Origin of the sequence: Streptomyces sp. NBC_00193 (genome assembly GCF_026342735.1) — a bacterium.
Classification (GTDB): domain Bacteria; phylum Actinomycetota; class Actinomycetes; order Streptomycetales; family Streptomycetaceae; genus Streptomyces; species Streptomyces stoeckheimensis.
In genome coordinates this window covers 4,491,930-4,518,762 of record NZ_JAPEMM010000001.1, presented here as the reverse complement: position 1 = coordinate 4,518,762, position 26,833 = coordinate 4,491,930, and the positions used below count along the sequence as shown (strand labels likewise).

The window sequence follows — 26,833 nt, the reverse complement described above, 5'->3', positions numbered from 1 at the left end:
GCTAGACCGCGCCCGGAGTCGACGGAGCCTCCGCGTACAGGACCGCCCGCGCCACTTGGTGCGGGCGGTCCAGCATGACCAGGTGTCCCGCCGGCTCCGCGACCTCGAACCGGGCTCCCAGCGCGTCGGCCAGCGCCGCCTGGCGGCCCAGCCAGCGCAGGTCCGGGCGGCGCGCGCCGGGGTCGTGGCCGGCCAGGACGGTGGCGGGCGCGGTCAGCGGGAGCTCCGCGCGCAGCTCCAGCGCCTCGGCGGCCGTGTCGGGGTAGGCGGCGTTCTCCAGCAGGGCCCCGCGCCAGACCCGGCCGGTCCGGTAGCAGCGGCGTACGAGGTCCCGCGCGGCCGGGTCGTCCGCGCCGCCCGCGCGGGATGCCCGTACGGCGGTCCGCCGGGCCCAGGGGCCCAGCGCGGCGGGCAGCCCGACGGCGTTCACGGCCCGGCCGAGCACCCGGGCGGCGCCGGTGCGCACCCCGGCGGGCAGGGCCGTACGGGGCCGCTCCTCCACGCTGCCGTCGACCAGCACCACGGCGGCGGTGCGCCCCGGGTACAGCCGGGCGAAGGCTTCGGCGTGGAAGGCGGCGATGGAGTGCCCGGCCACGGTGACGCGCTCGGCGCCCAGGCCGAGCGCGTCCAGCAGTCCGGCGATCCGGTGCGCCTCCCCGGCGGCGGACGGCGCACGCACGGCGGGGGCGCTCAGCCCGTGCCCGGGACGGTCGAAGCGGACGACGGTACGGCCGGCGGCGACGAGCAGCTCCGCCACGGGGTCCCAGTCGAACCAGGCCATGGCGAGCCCGGCGCTGAGCACGACGGGAGGGCCGGAGCCCTCCACGAGGACGTGCAGCGCGACCCCGTCAGCGGTGGGGCCGGCGGGGAGCCGTACGAACCTCCCGCTTCCGCTCATGTACGGCGTTCCCGGTGGACGGAGTACGCGAGCAGGCCCAGCCAGACGGCCACGAACAGCACCTGGAGCCGCTGTCCGGCGCCGAGCGCCCAGGTGCCGTGCCCGGCGGTGAACAGGGCGATGGAGACCAGGGTCCAGGCGGTGGCGAGCAGTTCGAGCACGACGAGCACGGGCCCGAACCGCGCGAGCGGGGCGAGACGGCCGTAGCGGCGGGCGGCGAGCGTGAGGGCCACGATCCCGACGAGCGCTCCCGTCATGGCGAGACTGCTGCTGACGGCGTGCGCCTGATGGGTGGCGGGGACCAGCCCGGCGGTCTCCCGCGCCGCGCATTCGGGGTCCACGGTCGGCGTGCAGCTCAGCGGCAGCCAGGCGTCCGCCGCGGTGGCGGCGCCGAAGAGGGTGACCCCCGACCAGCCGGCGACGGACCAGGGGCGGCGGGCTTCGACACGTCGCACGAGGCGGACCAGGGCCAGGAGGCCGCCGAGGAGGACGAGGAGGCCGGCGGTGAAGTCGGTGGCCCGGAACAGGCCGCCGAGCGGCTGGTCCTGGGCCGCGAGCTCGCTGACGTACGTCTCGATGGGATTGAGGCCCGTGGAGAGGACGACTTCGAGGACCCACGCGGTGTAGGCGGCGGCGCCGAGCCCGACGAGGAGGGCCACGGAGCGGGCGCCGGGCCCGGCCGTGGGGGCGGGACCCGTCTCCGCGGAGGGGCTGTTCACGGACTTCGGGTCTTTTGTGGACATAGTGCGACTAATCCTAAACGCGGCCGGGCCCGGTCCTCCGATCGGATACCCACCCCGGGTAGGGTTCTGCCCATGACCCGCCCAGCCTCGCGCACCCAGCGACCAGCAGTCCGGTGGCCCCGGCTGCTGCTGTTCGCCGCGCTGCTGCTCGGCATCGCGGGCATGCACACGCTGGGCCATCCGACACGGGCCCACGCCATGGAGGACGTGCCGTCGGTCCGTTTCGTTCCCGCGGCCGGCCATACGCAGTCCGGGGCGGCGCACGGCGGCCCGCCGGCTGCCGTGGCGGACGGCATGGCCGACATGGCGGCTCCGGCCTCGGCCGGCAGCACCACCACCGCCGAAGCCCCGCGTCCGCCGCACACCGGCATGGATCCCATGTCCGTGTGTCTCGCCGTTCTCGGCGCCCTCGTCCTGCTGGTCCTCGGAGCCGGACTGGCCGGCCCGCGCCGTGCCGCGCCGCTCGGGGGCGCGGCACGTGCGCCGGGCCGGTCCGGCGGTCCGGACCCGCCGCCACCCCGCGAACTCCTCACCCTGCTGGCGGTGCTGCGCGTATAGGCCGGGCTCCGTCGTCGCCCCCGCATGCCTCCGGGGCGGCGGCAGACGGTGCCCACCTGCCTGCCTCAGACCATCACGAGGTGTTCCACCATGCGCTCATCCGCTTCTCCCTCCCCTTCTCCCTCCCCTTCCCCCTCCCGCCGCGCCGTCCTCGGCGCCGGCGCCGCCCTCGCCGGCTCCGGGCTGCTCGCCGCCTGCTCGGGCGGGTCCGGCATGGCCGGCATGGACCACGGCGCGGGCGCCACGGGCAAGGGGGCCTCCTCCCCCGCCCCCGGCGGCTACGTGGACCCGGCCGGCGCCGAGGTGCAGGCCGCCGAGGCCGCCCGCAAGGCCACCGGCCCGCTCACCGAGGTCCGGCTGACGGCCACCGCCACCCCGCTCGACCTCGGCGCCGGCCGCTCCGTCCGCTCGTGGGCGTACGGGGACAAGCTCCCGGGCCAGGAGGTCCGGGTCACCGCGGGCGGCACCCTCGCCCTGACCCTGGCCAACAACCTCCCCGAAGCCACCTCCCTGCACTGGCACGGCCTGGCGCTGCGCAACGACATGGACGGGGTACCGGGGCTGACCCAGCGGGACGTCGCACCGGGCGGCTCGTTCACGTACAAGTTCGCCGTCCCGCACCCCGGGACGTACTGGTTCCACCCGCACTCCGGGGTCCAGCAGGACCGCGGGCTGTACGCGCCGCTGATCGTCGAGGACCCCAAGGAGCCGCTCTCCTACGACAAGGAGTGGGTGGTCGTACTCGACGACTGGCTCGACGGGGTGGACGGCTCCACCCCCGACGCCGTGCTCGGCGAACTCCGCAAGGGCATGGACATGAGCCCGGGCGGCGGCGGCCACTCGGGCCACGGCTCCGGATCCGGCTCCGCGGGCACGCCCGCGCCCGCCGCGAGCGGCGGCCCTTCCCGGGTCCTCATGGGCGGGGACAGCGAGGTCCTCGGCAAGGACCCGGGCGATGTCGCGTACCCGCACTACCTGGTCAACGGCCGCACCCCCGAGGACCCCTCGGTCTTCACCGCCCGCCCGGGCGACCGGATCCGGCTCCGGATCATCAACGCGGGCGGGGACACCGCCTTCCGGATCGCCCTGGGCGGCCACGAGTTCACGGTCACCCACACCGACGGCTTCCCCGTCGCGCACACGGCCGCCCGCTCACTGCTGCTGGGCATGGGCGAGCGCTACGACGTCCTGGTGACGGCGGGCGACGGGGTGTTCCCGCTGACCGCGCTCGCCGAGGGCAAGGGGGACGCGGCCTCGGCCCTCGCGGTGCTGCGCACCGGTGCGGGGGCGGCGCCGACCGCGGCGACCCGGCCCGCCGAGCTGTCCGGGCGGCCGCTGACGGCGGACACCCTGAAGGCGGCGGAGCCGGTGGCCCTGGCCGCGCGCGAACCGGACCGCACGGTGCGGATCAAGCTGACCGGCGGGATGGCGAAGTACGACTGGGCCTTCGACGGCAAGCCGTACGCCCCGGACCAGCGGCACCCGGTGAAGGCCGGGGAACGGATCCGGCTGGAGTTCGACAACTCCACGACGATGTGGCACCCGCTCCACCTGCACGGGCACACCTTCGCCCTCGGCGGCAGGCCGGGCGGGGCCCGCAAGGACACCGCGGTGGTCCTGCCGAACGGGAAGCTGACGGTGGACTTCGACGCCGACAATCCCGGTCTGTGGATGGTGCATTGCCACAACGTCTACCACGCGGAGGCCGGGATGATGACCGTGCTGGGCTACCTGCGCTAGCCGGATCCCGCCCCGGTCCGGGCCGCCGGCGCGCCGCGTTCCGCGCGCCGGCGGCCCGGCCGCGGGCGCCCGGAGGGGGCCGTAATGCCCGGCAGGGAGGCCGGAATCCATGACAGGCTGGTGATCGTCACGCGCCGATTGCGACCTGAAGGACTTCCCGCCGGTATGAGCACCCCGCCGAACCAGCCCAGCACCCCGTCCGGCCCGCCGACGGAGCCCGCGGGCACACCCGCACCCGAGGCGGCTCCCATACCGGCGCCCGCGCAGCCCCTGTCCCTCGACAAGGCTCCGGCCGTGACACCGCCTCAGCCCCTCGCCCCGGCCCCGACGACCGACCCGGCCGAGCCCGCGGACGCCGTCCCGGCGGCCGCCGAGGACGCCGTGCCCACGGACACCGTTCCCACGGACGCCGCCCCCGCAGACGCCGTCCCCACGGATGCCGTCCCCACAGGCACCGCCCCGGCGGCCGCCGCCCCCGCGGACGCCGCCCCCGGTGCCTTCGCCCCGGTCACCCCCGCCCCGGCGGCGGCCGCCGCTCCCACGACGCCCGTGTGGGGAACCCCGTACGGCGCCCCCGGCGCCCCCGCGCCCGGCAACCCCTGGGCAACGCCCGTCGGCGGCCCTGCCGGCGGTTACCCCGGCGGCCCGCAGGCGCCCGGCTTCCCGGCGCCCCCGCCCGCCGCGAACGGCCTGGCCGTCGCCGCCCTGCTCCTCGGGGTGTTCGGCATCTTCGTCGGCCTCGTCCCCTTCTTCTTCTGGGCCGGCGCCCTCCTCGCGGTGACCGGCGTCGGCATCGGCATCGCGGCCGTCCTCAAGTCCCGCCGCGGCGCCCCCCGCGCCACGCTGGCCGCGGTCGGCACCGCCCTGAGCGTCCTCGCCATCGGTGCTTCCGTCGGCGGCTGGTTCATCACCGCGGCCGTCTTCGACAGGATCGACAGGAACGTCGCCGCCAACCGCTCGGACGACGAGTACGACTACGGCTACGAGGACTACGAGCCCCGCACCCCGAGCGCCCCCGCGAGCCCGACCCCCAAGCCCTCGCCCACCGACGTCCCGGGCAAGACCTCGGCCCTGGCCTGGGGCAAGCCGTACACCTACGAGGACGGGGTCCAGGTCACCGTGCAGGGCGCGACCCCGTACAAGCCGTCCTCGACGGCCTACCCGCCCGAGGCCCGCAACGGCAACGCGGTCAAAGTGACGGTGAAGATCGTCAACAACTCGGGGGCCGCCCTCGACGTCAGCCTGGCCCTGCCGCACGCCCGCGACGACCAGGGCACCGAGGCCGAGATGGCCTTCGACGGGTCCGTGCCGAAGATGTTCAAGGGTTCGGTCCTGGCGGGCGAGTCGATGACCGGGACCTTCGCCTTCGTCGTGCCCGAGGGCACCAAGAGCCTGCACTTCGAGATCGCGCCCGGCACCAAGTACGACGACGCGATCTGGAGCGGTCCGATCGGCTGAACCGGCAGCTCCGGCGGCCTCGGAACCCCCTCCGGACACGGCGGTTCAGGCAACTCCCAGGACATCGCGTCAGAAAGACGATTAGACTGGGCCGCGTGCCTCAACTACGCCTCGCTCTGAATCAGATCGACTCGCAGGTCGGCAACATCGCCGCCAACGCCGACTCGGTCGTCCACTGGACCCGGCACTCCGCCGAACAGGGCGCCCACCTGGTGGCGTTTCCGGAGATGGTGCTGACCGGGTACCCCGTCGAGGACCTCGCCCTGCGCGGCTCCTTCGTCGAGGCCTCCCGAACGGCGCTGCTCGACCTCGCGCAGCGCCTGGCGGCCGAGGGCTTCGGAGACCTCCCGGTCGTCGTCGGCTACCTCGACCGTACGGAGAAGGCCGCGCCCCGGCTCGGCCGCCCGGCGGGGTCCCCGGAGAACGCGGCCGCCGTGCTGTACGGCGGGCGGGTCGTCCTGCGCTTCGGCAAGCACCACCTCCCCAACTACGGCGTCTTCGACGAGTTCCGGTACTTCGTGCCGGGCGACACCCAGCCGGTGATCCGGGTGCGGGGCGTGGACGTGGCCCTGGCCATCTGCGAGGACCTCTGGCAGGAGGGCGGGCGCGTCCCCGCCACCCGCTCCGCCGGGGCCGGGTTGCTGATCTCGATCAACGCGTCCCCGTACGAGCGCAACAAGGACGACCTCCGGCTGGAACTGGTGCGCAAGCGCGCCCAGGAGGCCGGCTGCACCCTCGCCTACCTGGCGATGATCGGCGGCCAGGACGAGCTCGTGTTCGACGGGGACTCGATCGTCGTCGACTCCGCCGGCGAGGTCATCGCGCGCGCCCCGCAGTTCTCCGAGGGCTGCGTCCTGGTCGACCTGGACCTGCCCGCGGCCTCGGACACCCCCGTCGAGGGCACCGTGGACGACGGTCTGCGCATCGACCGCGTGATCCTCACCGAGGATCCGGTGGAGCCGTACGAGCCGGTGGTGACGGGCGGCTACGCCGACCGGCTGGACGACGACGAGGAGATCTACGACGCGCTGGTCGTGGGCCTGCGCGCATACGTGCGGAAGAACGGGTTCCGGTCGGTCCTGATCGGTCTCTCCGGGGGCATCGACTCCGCCCTCGTCGCCGCGATCGCCTGCGACGCGATCGGCGCGCAGAACGTGTACGGCGTCTCGATGCCGTCCAAGTACTCCTCGGAGCACTCCCGGGGCGACGCGGCCGAGCTGGCGACCCGGACCGGCCTGAACTTCCGGACCGTGTCGATCGAGCCGATGTTCGACGCCTACATGGGCGCGCTGGGCCTGTCCGGGCTGGCCGAGGAGAACCTCCAGTCCCGGCTGCGCGGCACCCTGCTGATGGCGCTCTCCAACCAGGAGGGCCACATCGTGCTGGCCCCGGGCAACAAGTCGGAGCTGGCCGTCGGCTACTCCACCCTGTACGGGGACTCGGTGGGCGCGTACGGCCCGATCAAGGACGTCTACAAGACGGACGTCTTCCGCCTCGCCGAGTACCGCAACCGGGCGGCGGCCGAGCGCGGCGAGACCCCGCCGATCCCGGAGAACTCCATCGTGAAGCCGCCGAGCGCCGAGCTGCGCCCGGGCCAGGTGGACACGGACTCGCTGCCGGACTACCCCGTGCTCGACGGGATCCTGGAGCTGTACGTGGACCGCGACCAGGGTCTGGAGGCGGTCGTCGCGGCCGGTTACGACCGCGAGCTCGTCGCGAAGACCCTGCGGATGGTGGACACCGCCGAGTACAAGCGCCGGCAGTACCCGCCGGGCACGAAGATCTCCGCGAAGGGCTTCGGCAAGGACCGCCGGCTGCCCATCACGAACGGCTGGCGCGAGCAGGCGTAGCGCCCGCTCGCGTGCGTACTCCGGGGCTCCGGCCGCTCTCCTCGAAGAGCGGCCGGGGCCCCGGCGTACGGAGGGCCGGACCGTCGCCTACAGCTCGTCGATGCTCCGCTTCCAGGCGACGATCGGCATGGCCACGGCCGTCACGAGCAGCGCGAGCCCCCCGATCGGCGAGGCCGCCAGGTTCCACTCCACGGCACCGGTCAACACGGGGTGCAGCACCGCGAACACGACCGTCACCACCACCACCTGCACGGTCTGGGGCAGCGGCCGCCACGCCAGCCGGTGCAGCACGGCCGCGCCCGCGATGACCGCGAACGTCAGCGCGAGGGCCAGGTAGATCACCGCGGCCCCGCCCAGCCACCCCCAGGAGGTGGCCGTCCACCCCCAGCGGTCGTTCAGGAACTTCGACACATTGCCCGTGGGGTCCGCGACCCCGCCGAGTGCCGGGGCCGACGGCGCCCAGAGCACCGGATAGGTCTTCCCGGGGCCCGGTTCCGCGGGGGTGTTGACCTCCCGGGCGATGATCCTGGTCCCGTCCGGGGTCTGGAGGAGCAGCGTCGACTGGTATCCCCTCGGCGTCTTCCGCTCGTAGCGCTTGCGCACCTTCACGACCTCGACCACGGTCCCGCTGGTGACCGCCGGCCCGGCCTCCTTCACGGCGCGCAGGGTGCCCTGACCGCTCGCCGTGCCGATCATGGTCAGCGCCGCCGTCACCACGATCAGCACGAGCAGCGCCGCGGCCTGGCGCAGCCACACGGTGGTCGGGTCCCCGAGCTCGGCCGCCGCCCGACCGGTCCCCGGCGGGAGCGCCCACAACGTCAGCGCCCGCCCCCAGAGGGCGGCCACACCGATCCAGCCGAGCACCAGCACGCCCGTGTAGGGCGGCAGCGCACCGCGGTGCAGGCCGAGCGCCCAGACCCCGGCTGCCATGAAGGCCAGCCAGGCGAGCAGCGTGAACGAACGAACCACCCAGGTCAGCACCGCGAACCCGCCCCCCCATCCGATGTCAGGGGAGTATCGCAGGGGCGGCCCTACGGCTTGACGGTGACCCGGGCGGCGATCGGCAGGTGGTCGCTGCCCGTGCGGGGCAGGGTCCAGGAGGCCTCGGGGGTGACCCCGCGGACAAGGATCTGGTCGATGCGGGCCATCGGGAACTGCGCGGGCCAGCTGAAGCCGAAGCCGTCGCCGGACGCGCCCTGGGTGGAACGCAGCTGCGAGGTGACCTCGGACAGGGCCCGGTCGTTGACCGTTCCGTTGAGGTCGCCGAGCAGGATGACCCGGCGCAGCGGTTCGGCGGCGAGCGCGGCGCCGAGGGCGTCGGCGCTGTTGTCGCGCTGGTTGGCGGTGAAGCCGGCATTGAGCTTGACCCGGACCGAGGGGAGGTGGGCCACGAAGGCGGCGACCTCGCCGTAGGGGGTCTTGACCGTGGCGCGCATGGCCCGGGTCCAGCCCATCTTGATGTCGACGGGCTGGCTGGCCACCAGCGGGTACTTGCTCCAGAGCCCGACGGTCCCCTCGACCGAGTGGTACTTGTACGTGCCCGCGAGGGCCTTCTCGTAGACGGGGACGACGCTGCCCTTGAGCTCGGTCAGGGCCAGGACGTCGGCTCCGGCCTTGGCGACGGAGGCGGCGGTGCCGGCAGGGTCGGCATTGTCGGCGTCGACGTTGTGGGTGGCGACCGTGAGGTTGCCGCCGGTCTGCGCCTTGTCGGTGACCAGGCCGCCGAAGAGGTTCACCCAGACCGCGGCGGTCAGCAGTATCGCGATGAGCGCGGTCGCGGACTTGCGGAAGAGGGCGGCGGCGAACAGCACCGGGACGGCCAGGCCGAGCCAGGGCAGGAAGGTCTCGGTGAGGCTGCCGAGGTTGCCGATGTCGTTGGGCAGCTCGGCGTGCAAGATCATGACGAGCGAGATCAGCACCGCGAACGCGGCGAGCACGATCCCGCGGCGCCAGATGCCCGGATCGCGCCGCAGCTCGGCCAGCCGGCGCCGGAGACCCGATCGGGAGGGCTCGGGCTCCGAGCCGTCGCTCCCCGTCTCCGTCATGTACGCCTGTGCCATGCCACTGCCCTCGCTGCCGTGCTCGCGCTCCGTCCCCGCCTCTTGACCCTAGGCGATATACGGAGGGTTCCGCGCCGATTGTGTCGGCCGTACGTCCGGGAGGACGAACGGTCCAGCGGCCGGAGTTCCGCTTGTCACCAAACGCGCACATTGAGCCGTGGTAAGCCCGTCGCGGGGAAGCGTGGCCCGTGCCACTTCCCGCCCGGGCCCCGAGAGTGCCACCATGGTGATGAGTCCGGGGACGTCGTAAGGGCGCCTCGAGATGAACATCAAGGAGCAGTTGCAATGACGCATGCCGTTTCGCCTGCCCGCGAAGCCTCCTCCCCCACCCTGTACGGAGGCTCGGGCACCCGGCGCATCACCGTCCGCGACCTCACCCTCGCCAAGGAACGCGGCGAGAAGTGGCCCATGCTCACCGCCTACGACGCCATGACGGCGTCCGTGTTCGACGAGGCCGGCATCCCGGTCATGCTCGTCGGCGACTCGATGGGCAACTGTCACCTCGGCTACGAGACCACCGTCCCGGTGACGATGGACGAGATGACCCTGCTGTCGGCGGCCGTCGTACGCGGCACCAGCCGGGCCCTGATCATCGGCGACCTGCCCTTCGGCTCCTACCAGGAGGGCCCCGTACAGGCGCTGCGCAGTGCCACCCGGCTCGTCAAGGAGGCCGGGGTCGGAGCGGTGAAGCTGGAGGGCGGCGAGCGTTCGCTGGCCCAGACCGAGCTGATCGTGCAGTCGGGCATCCCGGTCATGTCCCACCTGGGCCTGACCCCGCAGTCCGTGAACGCCATGGGCTACCGGGTGCAGGGCCGCGGCGACGAGGCCGCCCACCGGCTGCTGCGCGACGCGAAGGCGGCGCAGGACGCGGGCGCCTTCGCGGTGGTGCTGGAGCTGGTCCCGGCCGAGCTGGCCGCCGAGGTGACCCGGTCCCTGCACATTCCGACGGTCGGCATCGGCGCGGGCTCGGAGTGCGACGCGCAGGTGCTGGTGTGGACGGACATGATGGGGCTGACCGGCGGCAAGATGCCGAAGTTCGTCAAGCAGTACGCGAACCTCCGCGCGACCATGGGCGACGCGGCGAAGGCCTTCGCCGAGGACGTGGTCGGCGGAACGTTCCCGCAGGAAGAGCACGCCTTCCACTAGTCCGACCGGCCTCCGAGGCCCTCCGACGGCCCGCCCACGGAACCGCCTGTGTTCCGTGGGCGGGCCGTCGGTGTTCTGTGGGCGGGCTGCAGGGGCCTGTAGGTGGGCTGCCGGGGCCTGTAGGTGGCCTGTAGGTGCTTTGTCAGTGGCCTCTGGTCCCATGGTGGACATGACGCGAAACGACAAGAATCCCCTGAACGGCTCGAACGCCGTGGAGGTCCGGGGGCTGGTCAAGCACTACGGCGAGACCAAAGCCCTCGACGGTGTGGACCTCGACGTCCGCGAGGGAACCGTCCTCGGGGTGCTCGGCCCCAACGGTGCGGGCAAGACCACCCTGGTCCGCATCCTCTCCACCCTGATCACCCCCGACGCCGGCACCGCCCGGGTCGCCGGCTTCGACGTGGTCCGCCAGCCGCGGCAGCTGCGCCGGACCATAGGCCTGACCGGCCAGTACGCCTCGGTCGACGAGAAGCTCTCCGGCTGGGAGAACCTCTACATGATCGGCCGGCTGCTGGACCTGTCCCGCAAGGACTCCCGCAGCCGCGCGGACGAGCTGCTGGAGCGGTTCTCGCTCACGGACGCCGCCAAGAAGGCCGTGATGACCTACTCCGGCGGCATGCGGCGCCGGCTCGACCTGGCCGCCTCGATGATCGGCAGCCCGGCCGTGCTGTACCTGGACGAGCCGACCACCGGTCTGGACCCCCGCACCCGCAACGAGGTGTGGGACGAGGTGCAGCGGATGGTCGCCGAGGGGGCCACCGTCCTGCTCACCACCCAGTACATGGAGGAGGCCGAGCAGCTCGCCAGCGAGCTGACGGTCATCGACAAGGGCAAGGTCATCGCCAACGGCAAGGTCGACGAGCTGAAGGCCCGCGTCGGCGGCCGGACCCTGCGGATCCGGCCCACCGACCCGTCCGACCTGCCGGGCATGGCCCGCTCCCTGGCCGAGGCCGGTCTGGACGGGGTCGCCGGCTCCCAGGCCGTCCCGGACGAGGGCGCCCTGCTGGTGCCGATCCTGGCCGACGAGCAGCTGACCGCCGTGGTGGGCCTGCTGGCGGCCCGCGGGTACGGGATCTCCGACATCAGCACCTACCTGCCCAGCCTGGACGAGGTGTTCCTGTCCATCACCGGACAGAAGCCCACGGTCGAGGACTCCATCCCCAACCAGCAGACCGAGGAGGTCGCGGCATGAGCACCGTAACCACGACGAAGCCCAGCCCCACTGCGGCCGCCCCGGCCGCCGGGCCGGTCCTCGCGGACGAGGGCCGGATCGGCCTGCGGGGCAACCTGCGCCACATCGGCGCCCTGGCCCGGCGCAACGTCCTGCAGATCAAGCAGGACCCGGAGTCGATGTTCGACGTCCTGTTCATGCCGATCATCTTCACGCTGCTGTTCGTCTTCGTCTTCGGCGGCGCGATCTCCGGCAAGGGCAACCAGGACGAGTACGTCAACTACGTGGTCCCGGGCCTGATGGCGATGATGGGCATGAACATCGCCATGGGTGTGGGCACCGGAGTCAACGACGACTTCAAGAAGGGCGTGATGGACCGCTTCCGGTCCATGCCCATCGCCCGCTCCTCGGTGCTCATCGCCAAGATCGTGGTCGAGCTCGGCCGGATGATGGTCGCCATCGCGATCCTGCTCGGCATGGGCTTCCTGCTCGGCCTGTCCATCAAGGGCTCGATACTGGACCTGTTCCTGTCCATCGGGCTGTCGGCGGTCTTCGGTTCCTCGCTGATGTGGATCTTCATCCTGCTGGGTCTCACCATGAAGACCCCCCAGGCGGTCCAGGGCATGGCCATGCTGGTCCTGATGCCGCTGCAGTTCGGCAGCTCGATCTTCGCCCCGCCGACGACGATGCCCGGCTGGCTGCAGAGCTTCACCGACGTCAACCCGCTGTCCAACCTGGCCGATGCGGCCCGCGCCCTGATCAACGGGACCCCGCTCGGCAACTCCGTGTGGATCACGCTGGCCTGGTCGGTCGGCATCACGCTGGTGACCATGCCGCTCGCCGTGCGGAAGTTCCGCCAGAAGACCTGATCCGCGGACGGGTCCGCCCCGGATCGCGTCCCGGTCGGACCTCTGCACGGGTCAGACGAGGGCGGTGGCCTCCTCCAGGGTGAGGTCGCCGCCTTCGGCGTACGCCGCCTCGTACACCGCGTCGCCGAGCGCGGCCCGGGCCAGGCGCTCGACCAGCTCGGCGTCCGCCCGCTCGATGGTGACCGGGACGTGCTCGGGCGGAAGCAGCGCGCGGTAGGCGCCGAGCAGCCGCGCGGCGTCGTACTCCCGCTCCGGGCCTCCGAGCCGGGCCAGGGAGCGGGCCCCGGTCGCCAGGAACGCGGCCGGGAGGTGCGGGGCGACCATCAGGGCGAGCGGGTCCCGTACGGCCTCCATGGCCTGCCGGAGCACGGTGAGGGAGTTCTCGTACTTGCCCTCCTCGTTGTCCAGCCAGGCCATCGTGCCGAGCAGGAAGCCGTCGAAGATGGCGAACGCGCCGAAGGAGAACTCGTCGCGCAGGTACTGGAGCTGGACGCGGGCCTCGGGGATGCGGCCGGTACGGCCGTAGACGGTGGCGAGGAACATCCGGGCGGCGGGCATGGCCTCGTTGCCGAACTGGCGGATGGTGCCGGCGAGCAGGCCGGTGAGGAGTTCCTCGGCCTCCTCCAGGTGGCCGTCCTCGGCGAGGGTTCCGGCCATCCGCACCTGCAGCACCGCGACCTGGGCCTCGGCCCCGAGCCGCCGGGCGTATTCGATCGCGGCGCGGAAGTCCTGGGCGGCCAGGGCGTACTCGCCGCGTTTCTCATGGGTCTCGGCACGGGCGGAGAGCGCTTCGGCGCAGCCCCAGTCGTCGCCGAGGGAGGCGTAGAGGGCGAGGCTCTCCTCGGCGTCCCGGGAGGCGTTGCCGGCCCAGTCCGCGCGATTGGCCAGGATGTTGGCGCGGAGCTGGAGGGCGGAGGCCAGCTCCCAGCGGTACCCGAGGGCGCGGGCCGTCTCGACGGTCTCCTCGGCCACGCGGCGGAGCAGGTCGGGGTCCCCCCAGATCATGACGGCGTAGATCCACAGGGCGGAGGGGGCACGGCAGATCTGCGGCAGCCCCGGACTGTAGGCGGCGATCATGCCGTCGATCTGGGCGCGGGCCTCGGGGCTGGACCAGGTGTCGCTGGTCTGGTCCCGGGAGGCCAGCACCATCATCCGGATGCCGCGCCAGGCCTCGGTGAGCTGTTCGCCCTCGTACGGCGGGGGCGTGTCGACGATCCGCTCGTAGACGGGCGCGGCGGGGACCACGGGCGCGGCGAAGGGGTCCGGGCCGAGGGCGGCGGCGGCACCGGCCCAGTGGCGGGTCTCGGCGCGCAGATCGTGCATGTGCCAGTACCAGACGAGGGAGTGCAGGAGGCACAGGACCTCGCCCACGTCCTTGGCGGCGACGGCCCGGCGCAGGGCGGTGCGCAGGTTCTCGTACTCGGTGGCGAGGCGGTCGGCGGCGGCGCGCTGGCCGTGGCCGCGCAGCAGCGGCTCGGTGGTGCGGGCGAGTTCCCGGTAGTGGGTGAGGTGGCGCCGCTCGGTCTCCGCACGGTCCTCGCCGGCCTCCGCGAGGCGGTCGGCCGCATACTCGCCGACGGTCTCCAGAAGGCGGTAGCGCATGCCGGCGGGGCCGTCGGGGGCGGCGACGACGAGGGACTTGTCCACGAGCGATCCGAGCAGGTCGGCGACGTCCGCGCCGTCGAGCCGGTCGAGGGACCCCCCGTCCGCGCAGACCGCCTCGGCGGCGTCGAGGTCGCAGCCGCCGGCGAAGACGGACAGCCGGCGCAGGACGGCCCGTTCGGGCTCGTCGAGAAGGTCCCAGGACCAGTCGACCACCGCGCGCAGGGTCTGCTGGCGCGGCAGGTGCGTGCGCGAGCCGCCGGTCAGCAGCCTGAACCGGTCGTCCAGCCGGTCGGCGATCTGGCGGGGGGTGAGCAGGCGCAGCCGGGCGGCGGCCAGCTCGATGGCGAGCGGCATCCCGTCGAGCCGGCGGCAGATCTCCACGGCGGCGGCCGGGTCCTCGTCCACGGTGAACCCCGCCCGGGCGGCGGCCCCGCGGTCGTCGAGCAGCCGCAGCGCTACGGGGTCGGGCAGCGGCTCCACCGGGCGCAGGGTCTCCCCCGGCACACCGAGGGGTTCGCGGCTGGTGGCCAGGATCTGTACGCCGGGGCAGCGCGCCAGCACTTCCTCCGCGAGGCGGGCGGCGGCGTCGACCACGTGCTCGCAGTTGTCGAGGATCAGCAGCATCCGGCGCCGGGCACAGTGCTCTGCGAGGCGGTCGAGGGGCCGGTCCCCGCCGCGCTCGGTCAGCGCCCGCATCTCCTCGGCAGAGCCGCCGCGCAGCTTGGTCTCCCGCGCCCCGAGGGCGGCGAGCACGGCCTCGGCGACGTCCTCGGGATCGTCCACGGGAGCCAGCTCCACGAACCACACCCCGTCGGCCCAGGCGGGGGCGAACCCGGGCCCGCCTCCCGGGGCATCGGTGTGTGCGTCCGGCGTGGGGCGGCCGGCCCGTGCGTGGGCCTCGGCGGCCTCCTGTGACAGCCGGGTCTTGCCGGCGCCGCCGGGTCCGAGCAGCGTGACGAGCCGGGCCCGGGCGAGGTCGTCGCCGATGACCCGGATGTCCTCCTCCCGCCCGACGAAGGTGGTCAGCCGCATCCGCAGGTTGCCCGCGCCCGGGCCGGACGCCACCGCCCCCGATCCGGCCGACGGCCCGGCGCCGGGCGGCGCAGCAGGGTGGGGACCGACGCCGGCCTGCACCAAGGGGTACGGGTGCGGCTCGGCCGGGGCGGTGGGCCGGCCGTCGGGGCCGAGGCTCGACCCGGGGCCGGCCGGGGTGGCGGTCTGACCTTGCGTGGTCCCGGCCGGGACGGGTGCGGTCCCGGCGGGCTCGTCGGGTGCGCCCGGGGTCGCTCGGCCCGGCGGTGTCTCGGCCGGGTGGCCGGGGCCGCCGTCAGGGCCGGGTCCGGCCCGTCCGGGTCGGGTGGGTTGCCGGTCCGTCCGGTCGGTCGCGGGGAGGGGCTGCGGCTGCCCGGTCGCGGTGGTCGGCTCGGGCCGGACCGGACCGCCCGGTGCCGGGGGAAGCGAACCGGAGCCTGGCGTCGGGGCGGGGCGCGGGGTGGGGGTCAGCAGGGCCGTGTGGAGGGTGCGGAGGGTGGGGCCCGGGGTGGTGCCCAGGCGGGCGGCCAGGTCCCGGCGGACCTCGTCGTAAGCGGCCAGCGCCTCCGCCGGGCGGCCCGCGTCGCGCAGCGCCCGGATGCGGAGGGCCTGCAGGGGTTCGTCCAGCGGCAGCCCCGCGCACAGCGCGGTCAGCTCCGGCAGGACCCGCTCCGCCTCCCCCAGCGCCAGCGCCGCGTCCAGGCGGCCCCGGCGCGCGTCGAGCCGTAGCGCCTCCCAGCGGGCGGCCTCCGGCCCGGAACCCGGCAGGGAGCTCAGCGGCTCGCCCCGCCACAGCGCCAGGGCCTCGTCGTACAGGGCGGCCGCCTCCGCCGGGGAGGCCTGCGCCGCCGCCCGCGCCAGCCGCTCGAAGCGGTACAGGTCGATGTCGTCCCGGTCGGCGACGAGCCAGTAGCCGCCCTCCCCGGACCCCACCGCCTCGCGCCCCAGCGCCCTCCGCAGCCGCCCCACGAGTGCCTGGAGCGCCGCGAGGCCGTCCGCGGGCGGGTCGCCGTCCCAGACCTCCTCGATCAGCGAGGCCGCCGGTACCGCCCGCCCCGGCCGCAGGGCGAGCGCGGTCAGGAGCGCGCGCAGCCGCGCACCGCCGACGGGTACGGTGCTCCCGTCGTCGCGGATGGCCTGGGTGGTGCCGAGCATCGCGTAACGCACCGGCCCATTGTCTCCGGCCCGGGGCCCCATCGGGCGCCGCCTCCGGGATAGGTTCGCCGCATGGGTTTCCAGGGCAGTCAGAACCGTAGCCACCCCCGCAGTCACGACCGCGGCGACCGGCGGATCAGTCCGGTGTTCATCGGCATCTTCGCCGTCATGGCGGTCACGGGGTGGGCGGTGTGGACGGGGTACTCGACCAGCACCGGGCTGGCCGTCTTCCTCTTCGTCACGGCTGCCTGGATCGTCTCCCTGTGCCTGCACGAGTACGCGCACGCCCGTACCGCCCTGCACAGCGGCGACCTCAGCGTCGGCGCGAAGGGCTACCTGACGCTGAATCCCCTCAAGTACACGCACGCGCTGCTCAGCATCGTCCTGCCCGTCCTCTTCGTGATCATGGGCGGGCTGGGTCTCCCCGGCGGCGCGGTGTACATCGAGCGCGACCGGATCGAGGGCCGGTGGCGGCACAGCCTCATCTCGGCGGCCGGCCCGCTGACGAACGTCGCGTTCGCGGCCGTCTGCACGGCTCCGTTCTGGCTGAACGCCCTGGACGGGGTCCCGATCCCGTTCCGTTTCGCGCTCGGCTTCCTGGCGCTGCTCCAGGTGTCGGCGGCGATCCTGAACTTCCTGCCGGTCCCGGGCCTGGACGGCTACGGCATCATCGAGCCCTGGCTCTCCCACCGGATCCGCCGCGAGGTGGCCCCGCTGGCGCCGTTCGGCCTGCTGGCCGTGTTCGCGCTGCTGTGGATCCCGGAGATCAACGCGTACTTCTTCGACGCGGTGTACAGCGTGCTCTCCGCCCTGGGCGTGAGCGAGCTGGAGGCGTACTGCGGCCGGGACCTCTACCAGTTCTGGCAGGACACCAACGGCTTCTGCCAGGCGGTCTGAGCCGACCCGCGGTCAGCCCGCGGTGCGGGCCGCTGCCGCGGCCTTCTCGATCTTCGCCTTGCGCACGTAGAACCACGCCATGTTCGAGGTGATGCCGGCCATCAGCACCCACACGATCCCGAGCAGGCTGCCCTCGACGAAGGAGACCACGGCGGCGGCCACGGCGAGGGCGCAGAGAACGACGGCGAACACGGCAAGGCGGGGCATGGTGGGGGCTCCTCGAAGACACTGAAGCGGTTCAAGCCCCTCCAGTGTCCCCCATGCCCCGGCGTGCTCCCGTCCGACTGATTTCCGCCATCCCGTGATCTTTTCCTCCTCCCGCCGCTACGGTTCGCCCGAGACGCACCGCGCACGGGGGTGCGGAAGGACCGGGGGGAAGACATGCAGGAGATCCCGAAGGGCGCGAACGTCAGCCTGACCGCCCTCAGCGAGGACGCCGGGGCGGTCGTCGTGAGCCTGGGCTGGAGCAGCGCTTCGGGGGCCGGCGACGCCGACGTCTCGGTGCTGCTGCTGGACGAGAACGGCAAGGTCCGCGACGAGAACGACTTCTACTTCTACAACAACCCGGCGGCCGCGGACGGAAGCGTGCAGCTGCTGGGCAAGGTGCCGACCGACAACGGCGACGAGGACCGCATCAGCGTGGACCTGACGGCGGTCCCGGAGGGGGTCGCGCGGATCGTCGTGGCGGCCAGCCGGTACGCCGGCGCCCGCTTCGGAGACCTCGACGACCTGCGGATGACGGTCGCGGACCGCTCCGGGGAACCGCTGGTCGGCTACTCCATCGACGATGCGGGCGTGGAGACCGCCTTCATCTTCGGCGAGCTGTACCGGCGGGGCGAGGAGTGGAAGTTCCGCGCGGTCGGCCAGGGGTACGAGACCGGCCTCGCGGGGCTGGCCACGGACTTCGGCATCCCGGTGCTGGAGGACTCCGAGGGCCCCGAGGAAGCGGAGGCGGCCGAGGAGGCGGAGCTCGCCGGTGAGGGGCGGCCGGCGGAGGCCACCGCCCCGGCGGAACCCGCGCAGGACCCCGCAGCGGCCGTCGCCGCGGCGGAGGCCCCGGGCGCCGTGCCCGCCGCCGCGCCTCTCGCCGGGCCCGCCGCCGAGGCCGCGCACGCCGAGGCCGCCGCCCCCGGCGCCGTACCGGCGCAGACCCGCGGCCGCAGTCCCCGTACGACCAGGAAGAAGGTCACCCTGCCCAAGGTGGCCAAGAAGTCCCTCGCCGAGAACGAGTCCTGGAGCCCGGCCCGCCTGTTCCCCGTCCCCTCCCTCAAGAGCGACCGGGAACGGGAGGTGCGCGCCACCTCGGTCCTGCTGTCGGTCATGGCGCAGGTGCCGGAGTTCGGCCGCCGCCTCACCGCCGGGTTCGGCGCGCCCGCCGGCCGGATGCAGACCTTCACGGAGGTCTCCCTCCCCCACGGGGACACTCCGCGGCGCCCGGACGGGGTGATCCGGGTGGAGCGCGCGGGCAAGCTGTGGACGGCGCTCGTGGAGACGAAGACGAACGGCAACCCGCTCAAGGCGGAGCAGGTCCAGGCGTACATGGACATCGCCGCGCGCCGCGGCTACGAGGCCGTGATCACCCTCTCCAACGACGTGGCCCTGGAGGGCCGCCCCATGGTGGAGGTGAAGGTCGACGGCCGGCGCAAGCACAAGGTCAGCCTCTGGCACCTGTCCTGGGCCGAGGTCGCCCACCAGGCGCAGATGCTGATCCGCCACGAGGGCGTGGGCAACGCCGCGCACGCCTGGCTCCTCCAGGAACTGCTGGAGTACCTGCGGCACGAGCAGTCCGGCTGCCACGGTTTCCAGAACATGGGCGCCGCCTGGGTGCCCGTGCGCAAGGGCATCGAGGACGAGACCCTCGGCCTCGGGGACGCGCGGACCGTGGAGGTGGTCGAGAGCTGGGAGCGGCTGATCCGGCAGGTCTGCCTGCGGCTGGGCGGGGAGCTCGGGCAGAAGGCGCTGCCGGTGCAGCGGGCCCGGCGGGGCAGTGATCCGCAGGCCCGGAGGGTCACGGCGGCGGACCGGCTGTGCGCGGACGGGAAGCTCTCCGCGGAGCTTCGCGTCGACGGGACCAGCAGTGTCATCGCGGTGAGCGCCGACCTCAGGACCTCCAAGGTGCGGACGTCCGTGGACGTGCCGACCCCTGAGGGCGCGTACCCGCTGGTGATGGTGAAGCGGCTGCTGAAGCTGCTCGACGGGGCTCCGGCGGACCTGCACGTGGAGAGCCTCTTGGCAGCAGCACCGGGCACGGGGCCGGGCGCCGGGCCGGGGAGCGGGCCGCGCGGGACGCTGGAGCGGCTGCGGCCCGAGCCGGGCGATCTGCTGCCCGCGGACGGCTCGGCCGTCGTCGGGTTCCGGCTGTCGCTGCTCAAGGGGATGGGGAGCACGCGGGGGAACACCGAGTCCGGGTTCATCCGCAGCGTGGACGATGCCGTGGAGCGCTTCTACCAGGGCGTGGTGGCGCAGCTGGGCCCCGTCGAGGGGCGCGGCGGGCGGCGCGGCTGAGGAACCGGCCGGTCCGCCCGGTCCCGAGTGGGCCGGGCGGACGGGTGGGGCTGGTGGCCTTGGTGGCCTTGGCGTGCCCGGCCGGTCAGACGTCCGTGATGCGCAGGCCCGCGTGGGCCTTGTAGCGGCGGTTGGTGGAGATGAGGTTGGCCACCAGGGATTCGACCTGGTGGGCGTTGCGCAGGCGGCCCGCGAAGACGCCGCGCATGCCCGGGATCCGGCCGGCGAGGGCCTGCACGATGTCGGTGTCGGCGCGGACCTCGCCGAGGACCATCACGTCGGTGTCGATCTCGTCGATCGACTCGTCCTGGAGGAGCACCGCCGAGAGGTGGTGGAAGGCCGCCGTGACGCGGGAGTCCGGCAGGAGGGCGGCGGCCTGCTGGGCCGCGCTGCCCTCTTCGACCTGGAGGGCGTACGCGCCCTGCTTGTCGAAGCCGAGCGGGTTGACGCAGTCGACCACGAGCTTGCCGGCGAGGTCCTCGCGCAGCGATTCCAGGGTCTTGGCGTGGCCCTCCCACGGCACCGCGATGATCACGATGTCGCTGCGGCGCGCGCACTCGGCGTTGTCCGCGCCCTCCACCCCGAGGCCGAGCTCGTCGGCGGCGGTCCGCGCGCGGTCGGCGGCACGGGATCCGATGATCACCTTCTGGCCGGCGCGGGCGAGCCGGTAGGCCAGGCCCCGGCCCTGGTCGCCGGTGCCGCCGAGGACGCCGACGACGAGGCCGGAGACGTCGGGAAGGTCCCACGGGTCCTTGGCGGGGGCCTTCTGCGTGTTGTCTGAGGAAGTCATGGGGGCGAGGGTACTGCCGGGTAGACAACAGTCGAAGGGGCGGGAACCGCTGGGAAGGGGGTAGGAGGCGGCTGCTTCCGCCCCATCCCTGCAGCAGGATGCCGATGTGACTCCTCCCCGCCCTCCAGGGCGGGGCTTCTCACTCAGCCGAGTTGGCGTTGCGACGGACCAGCCCGGCCCGTAGAACGTTCAGCGCCCCCACCGTGTCGGCGTGCGCCGTGAGGCCGCATGCCTGGCAGTGGAATTTCTCCTGTGTGGGCCGGTTCTCCTTCGCGGTGTGCCCGCATTCGGGGCAGGCACGCGAGGTATCGCGGGGGTCCACGGCGATCACTTCCCGTCCGGCGCTCTCAGCCTTGGCGTGCAGGATCGTCAGGAACACCCCCAACCGGCATCGCTGATCGAACGGTTCAGTGCAGTCTTGGCGGTGGCCCCATTGGGCAAGAAGGTGCCCAGCCGGCCGGGGTCGGGCTTCGGTGCGGGGGCCTTGCGCATGTTGCGGATCTTGAGGTTTTCGTGAGCGACGAAGTCATGCGCGCGGAGCAGACCGAGCGCGGTCTTGTGCGCGTGGTCGAGCCGCTGGCGGCGCACTTTGCCGTGGAGTCCCGCGACTTTGTCCACGGCTCTCTGATGGTTGGCGGTGCGCTCGCTGCCCTTGCACCGGGGGAATCCGGACAGGGCCTGCTGCGCGGCTTTGACGTTCGCGGCAGCGCGGCGTCCGTGGCGGGGATTGGGCACGAACTCGCCGCCCGAGTCGGCGAGGAAGTTGGATGCGCCCAGGTCGATGCCGACCACGGAGCCGGTCTCCGGCAGCGGTTCCGGCTTTCCCTGTTCGGCGGTGAGTATGACGAACCACTTCCGTCCCTCGCGCTTCACCGAGACGGTCTTGACCTTGCCGACCACGGCGCGGTGCTGGTTGACCTTGACGTGCCCGACTCCCTGGAAGCGCACCCGGGTAGCGGGATCGTGTGGGACAGCGTTCCAGCGAACGCCTTGTCCAGGCGGCGCAAAGTGGCCTGCTGCGACGAGAACGACCAATGCCCTTGGCGTTCCGGGTCGAACGCCCGGATCTCCCTGAGCTGAGCGGACTGCATCCCGTACTTGACGCTCACCTTCGAAGCGTGGCGATAGGCGTCACGCCGTTCCTGCAACGCCCCGTTGTAGAGCGAGCAGTGATCAGCCAGCATCTGCGTCAGCGCCTGGCCCTGCCGTGCGGTGGGCCGCATCAGAAACTTGTACGCACGAATCATTCCCGGTCCACCCCCCTCGACTCCGCGAGCCGGCCCACCGACCGTCACCAAGAGACTACCGACCGCTATGGCCAATCCGGCGAACTCCGTCGTTCCGCACCCCTTCGTCTGGATTCCTGCGAAGATGCCGATATGGACGCCGTGAGAGTCGCGCTGCTGCGCGAGGTGCTCGCCGGTACGGAGTGGCCCGGTGCCGCGCGCCGGTTCGCCGGGACGCTGCGGCGGTCGGTCGTACCGGCCGGCGGGAACCTGTTGCTGGTCGGGACCGAGCAGTACGAGCCCTGGCACCTGGCGGCGCACCTGGTCGACGAGGCCGCCTGGTCGGGGCTGCCGGAGCTGGCGCCCACGCTCGTACGCCACCACGTGCTGCCCGGTGACGCCCCGCACCTGTCGGTCGGCCTGAGCCGGCTGGAGGCGGCCCGGCGTGGTCACACCCTGCTGGTGGTGGCTCCGGAGCAGCCCGGGGACGGGCTGCTGGAGCGGGTGCACGACGCCCGGCGCGCAGGGGCGACCGTACTGTCCCTGGACGGCGGGGACCCGGATCTCGGGACGCTCGCGCACGAGGTGCTGTCCGTGCCGGACGGGGCCGCCGAGCTGGACCTGGACACCGTGCAGCACCTGGTCAGCGCGGCGGCCGGGGAGAACAGCCTGCCGGTGCAGCGCGGGCCGAAGCGGTTCCGGGACCGGCTGGCGCGGCTGGCCGACCAGCTGGCCGCGCCGCCGCCCAGCCGCTGGTAGCTAGGGGGTGCCGGTCCCCTCTTCGGTTTCGCGCGTCTTGTCGTTCCATTTGGGGTCGTTCTGCCATTCGAGATTGCGCTCCTGCGCCGTCTCCATGGCGTGGTTCGCCTCTTCGGGTGTCGCGTAGGGGCCGAAACGGTCCTTCGCCGGGCACTCGGGGCCTTCCTCGACCTTCTTGTGGACCAGGCAGTAGTACCACTCGCCCGGTTTGCCCACCTGGCGCTTCTTGAACAGGGCCATCGTCAGGCTCCTCTCTCTGTCGCCATGCTGCCCCATACCCGCTCGATACACTCGCTCGTATGTCTGGCCAGTCGCTGCTCGTACCAGGCGAGCTCACTCCCGTCCGTTCCGTTCCCGGAAACATCCGCCGGCCCGAGTACGTGGGCAAGCCCGCGCCCACTCCGTACACCGGACCGGAGGTGCAGACGCCCGAGACCATCGAGGCCATGCGCATCGCCGGCCGGATCGCCGCCCAGGCGATGGAAGAGGCCGCCAAGCTGATCGCGCCGGGGGTGACCACCGACGAGCTGGACCGGGTCGCCCACGAGTTCATGTGCGATCACGGCGCCTACCCCTCGACGCTGGGCTACCGCGGTTTCCCCAAGTCCCTGTGCTCCTCGCTCAACGAGGTCATCTGCCACGGGATCCCCGACTCGACCGTCCTGCGGGACGGCGACATCGTCAACCTCGACGTGACCGCGTACATCGGCGGGGTGCACGGCGACAACAACGCCACGTACCTGTGCGGGGACGTGGACGAGGAGTCGCGGCTGCTCGTGGAGCGCACCCGCGAGGCCCTGAACCGGGCCATCAAGGCCGTCAGGCCGGGCCGGCAGATCAACATCATCGGCCGGGTCATCGAGTCGTACGCGAAGCGCTTCGGCTACGGCGTCGTCCGGGACTTCACCGGTCACGGGATCAACTCGTCCTTCCACTCCGGCCTGATCGTCCCGCACTACGACAGCCCGCACGCCACCACCGTCATCGAGCCCGGGATGACCTTCACCATCGAGCCGATGCTGACCCTGGGCACCCACGAGTACGACATGTGGGAGGACGGCTGGACGGTGGTCACGAAGGACCGGAAGCGGACCGCGCAGTTCGAGCACACACTGGTGGTCACGGACACCGGGGCGGAGATCCTGACGCTCCCCTGACCCGGCACCGGTCCGAGGAAATCGGCTCGCGGAGGTTTTTACCGACAAGGCGTCGGGAACACATTGACTTAGGTAAGCCTAAGTAGGAGGATCGGGTGTGGCGGCGCGGCCGCCACGCCCGGCTCCCCTTTTCTTCCGATTTCTCGGAGGTCCGCCTTGGACTCCTTCTCCACCGTCATCCGTGTCGCCTCGCACGAGCAGCACACCGAGGCAGAGACCTCGACGTTCATGAGCGACCTGCTCGGCGGCCGGCTCGGGGTGGACGCGTACACGCGTTACACCGAGCAGCTGTGGTTCGTGTACAAGGCCTTGGAGGACGCCGCGGAGGCCCTCAAGGACGACGCCGTGGCCGGGCCGTTCATACAGCCCGAGCTGATGCGCCTCGCCGAGATCGAGCGGGACCTGGCCCATCTGCGGGGTCCCGCATGGCGCGAGACCCTGGTCGCGCTGCCCGCCACCGAGGCCTACGCGGCCCGCGTGACCGAGTGCGCCGCCTCCTGGCCGGGCGGGTACGTGGCCCACCACTACACCCGCTACCTGGGCGACCTCTCCGGCGGCCAGATCATCCGCGACAAGGCGGAGCGGACCTGGGGCTTCGAGCGCAAGGGCGACGGCGTGCGCTTCTACGTCTTCGCGGACATCTCCAACCCGGCCGCCTTCAAGCGGACCTACCGCGAGCTGCTGGACACGATCGCCGCGGACGATCTGGAGAAGCAGCGCATCATCGACGAGTGCAAGCGCGCCTTCGACTACAACGGTGCGGTCTTCCGCGAGCTGGGCGAGCAGTTCCCGCTGAGCGCGTAGCGCGTACCGCCTGCGGCGGGCTGAACGGGGAAGGGGCGGGCCCATCGGGCCCGCCCCTTCCCCGTTCAGCCCCGACCCCGCGCCTCAAACGCCGGCGAGGCTGGAATTGGCGAAGCGGACTCGGCCGCCGATTTCGACCGTGCCGTCCGGGCCGGGGGCGGTGAGGATCTGGGAGCCAGCGCCCTGGGTGATGTTCAGGGCGCGGTTCAGCTCTGCCGTCAGCAGGATCGCCGCCGAGCCGGTGGCCTCGTCCTCGACGATCGCCCCGTCGGGGCGGCGCGGGAAACCGCGGGCCCGGATCCGGCCCGCGGCCTCGTCCTCCCACGCCCAGGCGTACAGCCAGCCCTCGCCCGGGGGCGGGCCGGGCAGGGCATCGACCGCGGCGGCGTCGGCGTACTGCTCGGTGCGCTTGCCCTCGACCCATTCGGGACGGGCGGTGATCCAGGTGAACTCCCCGTCGTCGCGCGCCCATACGGCGCCCGCCGGGGGCTGGAGCTCCTCGATGTCGAGCAGCCACGCGACTCCGACCAGCGGGTGCCCGGCGAAGGACATCCGGGTGCCGGGGGTGCGGATGTCGACGATCCCGCGCTCGGGATCGTCGACGAACACCGTCTCGCTGTAGCCCAGTTCGGCGGCCAGCGCCTGCCGGGAGGCGTCGTCGGGGCAGGACCGGCCGTCGCGCACGACGCCGAGCGTGTTGCCGTGGCTGCCGTCACCCGCGCAGAAGACCCTCAGGACGTCGAGATCGTTCACGCGGGCATTGAAGCACGGGTCAGTTCTGGGCCGTACGGCGCCTGCGTGCGACGTGGACCGCACCCGCGCCCGCGGCGACGATGAGCGCGGAGGAGCCGAGCAGCGTGCCGGCCGGGATCTCGGCGCCGGTGGCGGCGAGGCCGCCTCCGACGGTGCCGCCGCCTCCGGTGGTTCCGGTGCCGCCGGTGCTTCCGCCCGTGCCGGCCGGGCTCGTGGGCAGGGCGGCGCCCTTGGTCACCGAGACGGTCAGGTTGACGTCGTCCGCGCGGGTGCCCGGCGGGTACATGGAGCCGGTGGTGTCGTTGGCGAAGGCCGCGGCCCCCTCCGCGGTGAGCGCGGTGCGCACGGCGTTCAGGGTGAGGACGCCGTTCCTGGTCTTGTACTCGGCCTTCGAGAGGTCGAGCGTGGCGAAGGGGATGTTCGCCTTGACCCCGGCGGCCGTCTTCACGTCCAGGACGAGCGTGCCCTTGGCGCCCTCCGCGTTGATGCGGATGTTGCCGAAGGTCATGTCGATGCCGTGGGCCGCGTACTGGAAGCGGAGGTTGCCGGCGAAGGTGGCGTTCAGCTTCCGCGCCTTGGTGTCGAGGGTGCCCTTGCCTCCGGCGAAGGCGAAGCTGTCGCCGTTCGCGACCGCGCCGTCGGCGGGGGTGACGGTGCCGCCCGCGCGCTGCACGTACTGGCGGAAGGACTCCTTGACGCCCCAGGCCAGCTTGCCGTCGAGGATCTGCTGCGGGCCGCCGGCCGCCGGGGAGCTGGTGGAGGCGGAGGGGGTGGGGGTGGGCGGCTTCGACGGGGAGGAGGACGCGGATGCCGACGGGGACGGGCTGTGGGAGGGGGACGGGGAGGTGGAGGCCGAGGCGGACGGGGAGGGGCTGTGCGAGGGCGGCGGCGGGAACTCCAGTACGGCCGTCAGCGGGTCGCCCGGCTTGTCCTTGTAGCCGTCGGAACCGAGGAGCTTGGCGGCATCGGCGGTCAGGGTGGTGGCCAGGCCGGACATCGACGGCCCGGTGAAGGCGACCTTCGCGAAGCCGACGTCCTTCGTGAGCGCGCCGTCCCGGGTGACGTCGACGATCAGCAGCTTCTTGCCGGTGTCGATGCGGAGGTTGGCGAGCTTCACCTCGAAGTGGTGCGCGGCCGACGTGAAGGTGACGCTGCCCTTGAAGGCGGCGGTCACGAGGTGGGTGGCCGGGTCGTACTGGCCGGTGGCCGAGACGAAGGTGAAGCCCTTGGCCGTCTTCTTCGCGCCGTCCGCGACGGTGATCTGGCCCTGGGCGATGGTCGTGACGTAGGTGCGGTAGCTCTCCAGGACGCCCCAGTCGAGGGTGCCGCCGAGGACCGGGATCGTCGCGGGGACGCCCTGCGCCGCGGGGGCCGCGGGGGCGGCCGGTGCGCTGCCCGCCGCGGTGGCGGGCAGGACCAGCGCGGTGGCGCCGATCGCCACGGCGGTGGCCACGGCGGCCGCGAGGGCGAGGGGACGGCGGGTCGATGACATGGCGGGTCTCCTGAACGGGGGTGGAGGAGGCGGAGCCCTGCGGGGCCTGCGGGACCTGCGGGGGGCAGGGCGAAGCCGGGCCCCGGCGCTGCGGGGCCCTGCGGGGCTTGTACGGGTGTACGGGGCGTGCGGGCCGGGCGGTTCGGGCGAGCCCGGGCCCGCACG

22 protein-coding genes and 1 pseudogene are annotated in these 26,833 nt (G+C 73.0%); 12 read left to right on the top strand and 11 right to left on the bottom strand.

The window, feature by feature from the left end:
- Window position 1: 1 nt before the first annotated feature.
- Window positions 2-898, bottom strand: a complete 897-nt coding sequence (locus OG898_RS20080; RefSeq protein WP_266958440.1) for an alpha/beta fold hydrolase — start codon at window positions 896-898, stop codon at window positions 2-4.
- Window positions 895-1,641 (bottom strand): DUF998 domain-containing protein, encoded by a 747-nt coding sequence (locus OG898_RS20075; RefSeq protein WP_250743644.1) that lies wholly within the window; start codon window positions 1,639-1,641, stop codon window positions 895-897. Before OG898_RS20075 ends, OG898_RS20080 begins: the two co-directional genes overlap by 4 nt.
- 72 nt (window positions 1,642-1,713) lie before the next feature.
- Between OG898_RS20075 and OG898_RS20070 the strand changes: the two genes are divergently transcribed.
- The 4 genes from OG898_RS20070 (at window position 1,714) to OG898_RS20055 (ending at window position 7,247) form a co-directional block, all read left to right on the top strand.
- Window positions 1,714-2,199, top strand: a complete 486-nt coding sequence (locus OG898_RS20070; RefSeq protein ID WP_250743646.1) for a hypothetical protein — start codon at window positions 1,714-1,716, stop codon at window positions 2,197-2,199.
- A gap of 90 nt (window positions 2,200-2,289) precedes the next feature.
- The gene (locus OG898_RS20065) at window positions 2,290-3,939 is read left to right on the top strand and encodes a multicopper oxidase family protein (protein ID WP_266958437.1); all 1,650 of its coding nucleotides are present in this window, start codon (window positions 2,290-2,292) and stop codon (window positions 3,937-3,939) included.
- Window positions 3,940-4,104: 165 nt separating this feature from the next.
- Complete coding sequence (locus tag OG898_RS20060; RefSeq protein ID WP_266958435.1) at window positions 4,105-5,397, top strand: DUF4190 domain-containing protein; 1,293 nt, start codon at window positions 4,105-4,107, stop codon at window positions 5,395-5,397.
- 95 nt (window positions 5,398-5,492) lie between these two features.
- Complete coding sequence (locus OG898_RS20055; RefSeq protein WP_250743652.1) at window positions 5,493-7,247, top strand: NAD+ synthase; 1,755 nt, start codon at window positions 5,493-5,495, stop codon at window positions 7,245-7,247.
- Between the two features lie 87 nt (window positions 7,248-7,334).
- On the opposite strand, the gene OG898_RS20050 is transcribed toward OG898_RS20055, so the two are convergent.
- A complete protein-coding gene (locus tag OG898_RS20050) occupies window positions 7,335-8,228 on the bottom strand; it encodes a hypothetical protein (protein WP_266958432.1) in 894 nt (297 codons plus the stop codon).
- Window positions 8,229-8,278: 50 nt separating this feature from the next.
- Window positions 8,279-9,307, bottom strand: a complete 1,029-nt coding sequence (locus OG898_RS20045) for an endonuclease/exonuclease/phosphatase family protein (protein ID WP_250743656.1) — start codon at window positions 9,305-9,307, stop codon at window positions 8,279-8,281.
- Window positions 9,308-9,592: 285 nt separating this feature from the next.
- Between OG898_RS20045 and panB the strand changes: the two genes are divergently transcribed.
- The 3 genes from panB (at window position 9,593) to OG898_RS20030 (ending at window position 12,493) form a co-directional block, all read left to right on the top strand.
- A complete protein-coding gene (gene panB, locus OG898_RS20040) occupies window positions 9,593-10,453 on the top strand; it encodes a 3-methyl-2-oxobutanoate hydroxymethyltransferase (RefSeq protein WP_250743658.1) in 861 nt (286 codons plus the stop codon).
- Between the two features lie 160 nt (window positions 10,454-10,613).
- Entirely contained in the window at window positions 10,614-11,645 is a 1,032-nt protein-coding gene (locus OG898_RS20035) for an ATP-binding cassette domain-containing protein (RefSeq protein WP_250743707.1), read from the top strand.
- Window positions 11,642-12,493, top strand: a complete 852-nt coding sequence (locus OG898_RS20030) for an ABC transporter permease (RefSeq protein ID WP_250743659.1) — start codon at window positions 11,642-11,644, stop codon at window positions 12,491-12,493. The genes OG898_RS20035 and OG898_RS20030 overlap by 4 nt, the downstream gene beginning before the upstream one ends.
- Window positions 12,494-12,544: 51 nt before the next feature.
- On the opposite strand, the gene OG898_RS20025 is transcribed toward OG898_RS20030, so the two are convergent.
- On the bottom strand, window positions 12,545-16,327 hold the full coding sequence (locus OG898_RS20025) for a BTAD domain-containing putative transcriptional regulator (protein WP_266958428.1): 3,783 nt from the start codon (window positions 16,325-16,327) through the stop codon (window positions 12,545-12,547).
- A 30-nt stretch (window positions 16,328-16,357) separates the two neighbouring features.
- Between OG898_RS20025 and OG898_RS20020 the strand changes: the two genes are divergently transcribed.
- On the top strand, window positions 16,358-17,182 hold the full coding sequence (locus OG898_RS20020; RefSeq protein ID WP_250743663.1) for a site-2 protease family protein: 825 nt from the start codon (window positions 16,358-16,360) through the stop codon (window positions 17,180-17,182).
- Between the two features lie 12 nt (window positions 17,183-17,194).
- Here OG898_RS20020 and OG898_RS20015 read toward each other — a convergent pair whose 3' ends face one another.
- Entirely contained in the window at window positions 17,195-17,389 is a 195-nt protein-coding gene (locus tag OG898_RS20015) for a hypothetical protein (protein ID WP_266958425.1), read from the bottom strand.
- 174 nt (window positions 17,390-17,563) lie between these two features.
- Between OG898_RS20015 and OG898_RS20010 the strand changes: the two genes are divergently transcribed.
- The gene (locus OG898_RS20010) at window positions 17,564-19,687 is read left to right on the top strand and encodes a TerD family protein (RefSeq protein ID WP_266958423.1); all 2,124 of its coding nucleotides are present in this window, start codon (window positions 17,564-17,566) and stop codon (window positions 19,685-19,687) included.
- A gap of 85 nt (window positions 19,688-19,772) precedes the next feature.
- Here OG898_RS20010 and npdG read toward each other — a convergent pair whose 3' ends face one another.
- Window positions 19,773-20,477, bottom strand: a complete 705-nt coding sequence (npdG, locus tag OG898_RS20005) for an NADPH-dependent F420 reductase (RefSeq protein WP_250743667.1) — start codon at window positions 20,475-20,477, stop codon at window positions 19,773-19,775.
- A 139-nt stretch (window positions 20,478-20,616) separates the two neighbouring features.
- Window positions 20,617-21,724: pseudogene (locus OG898_RS20000) on the bottom strand (RNA-guided endonuclease InsQ/TnpB family protein).
- A gap of 132 nt (window positions 21,725-21,856) precedes the next feature.
- On the opposite strand from OG898_RS20000, the gene OG898_RS19995 reads away from it, so the two are divergent.
- On the top strand, window positions 21,857-22,462 hold the full coding sequence (locus OG898_RS19995) for a hypothetical protein (protein WP_266958421.1): 606 nt from the start codon (window positions 21,857-21,859) through the stop codon (window positions 22,460-22,462).
- On the opposite strand, the gene OG898_RS19990 is transcribed toward OG898_RS19995, so the two are convergent.
- Window positions 22,463-22,702: a hypothetical protein gene (locus tag OG898_RS19990; protein ID WP_243329646.1), complete on the bottom strand. Its 240-nt coding sequence runs from the start codon at window positions 22,700-22,702 to the stop codon at window positions 22,463-22,465.
- 59 nt (window positions 22,703-22,761) lie between these two features.
- On the opposite strand from OG898_RS19990, the gene map reads away from it, so the two are divergent.
- Complete coding sequence (map, locus tag OG898_RS19985; protein WP_250743671.1) at window positions 22,762-23,619, top strand: type I methionyl aminopeptidase; 858 nt, start codon at window positions 22,762-22,764, stop codon at window positions 23,617-23,619.
- Between the two features lie 156 nt (window positions 23,620-23,775).
- Entirely contained in the window at window positions 23,776-24,423 is a 648-nt protein-coding gene (locus tag OG898_RS19980; protein WP_266958418.1) for a heme oxygenase (biliverdin-producing), read from the top strand.
- A gap of 84 nt (window positions 24,424-24,507) precedes the next feature.
- Here the strand turns inward: OG898_RS19980 and OG898_RS19975 are convergent, their stop codons facing one another.
- A complete protein-coding gene (locus tag OG898_RS19975) occupies window positions 24,508-25,176 on the bottom strand; it encodes a PhzF family phenazine biosynthesis protein (protein WP_250743675.1) in 669 nt (222 codons plus the stop codon).
- A gap of 19 nt (window positions 25,177-25,195) precedes the next feature.
- Window positions 25,196-26,668 (bottom strand): HtaA domain-containing protein, encoded by a 1,473-nt coding sequence (locus OG898_RS19970; RefSeq protein WP_250743677.1) that lies wholly within the window; start codon window positions 26,666-26,668, stop codon window positions 25,196-25,198.
- Window positions 26,669-26,833: the final 165 nt, after the last annotated feature.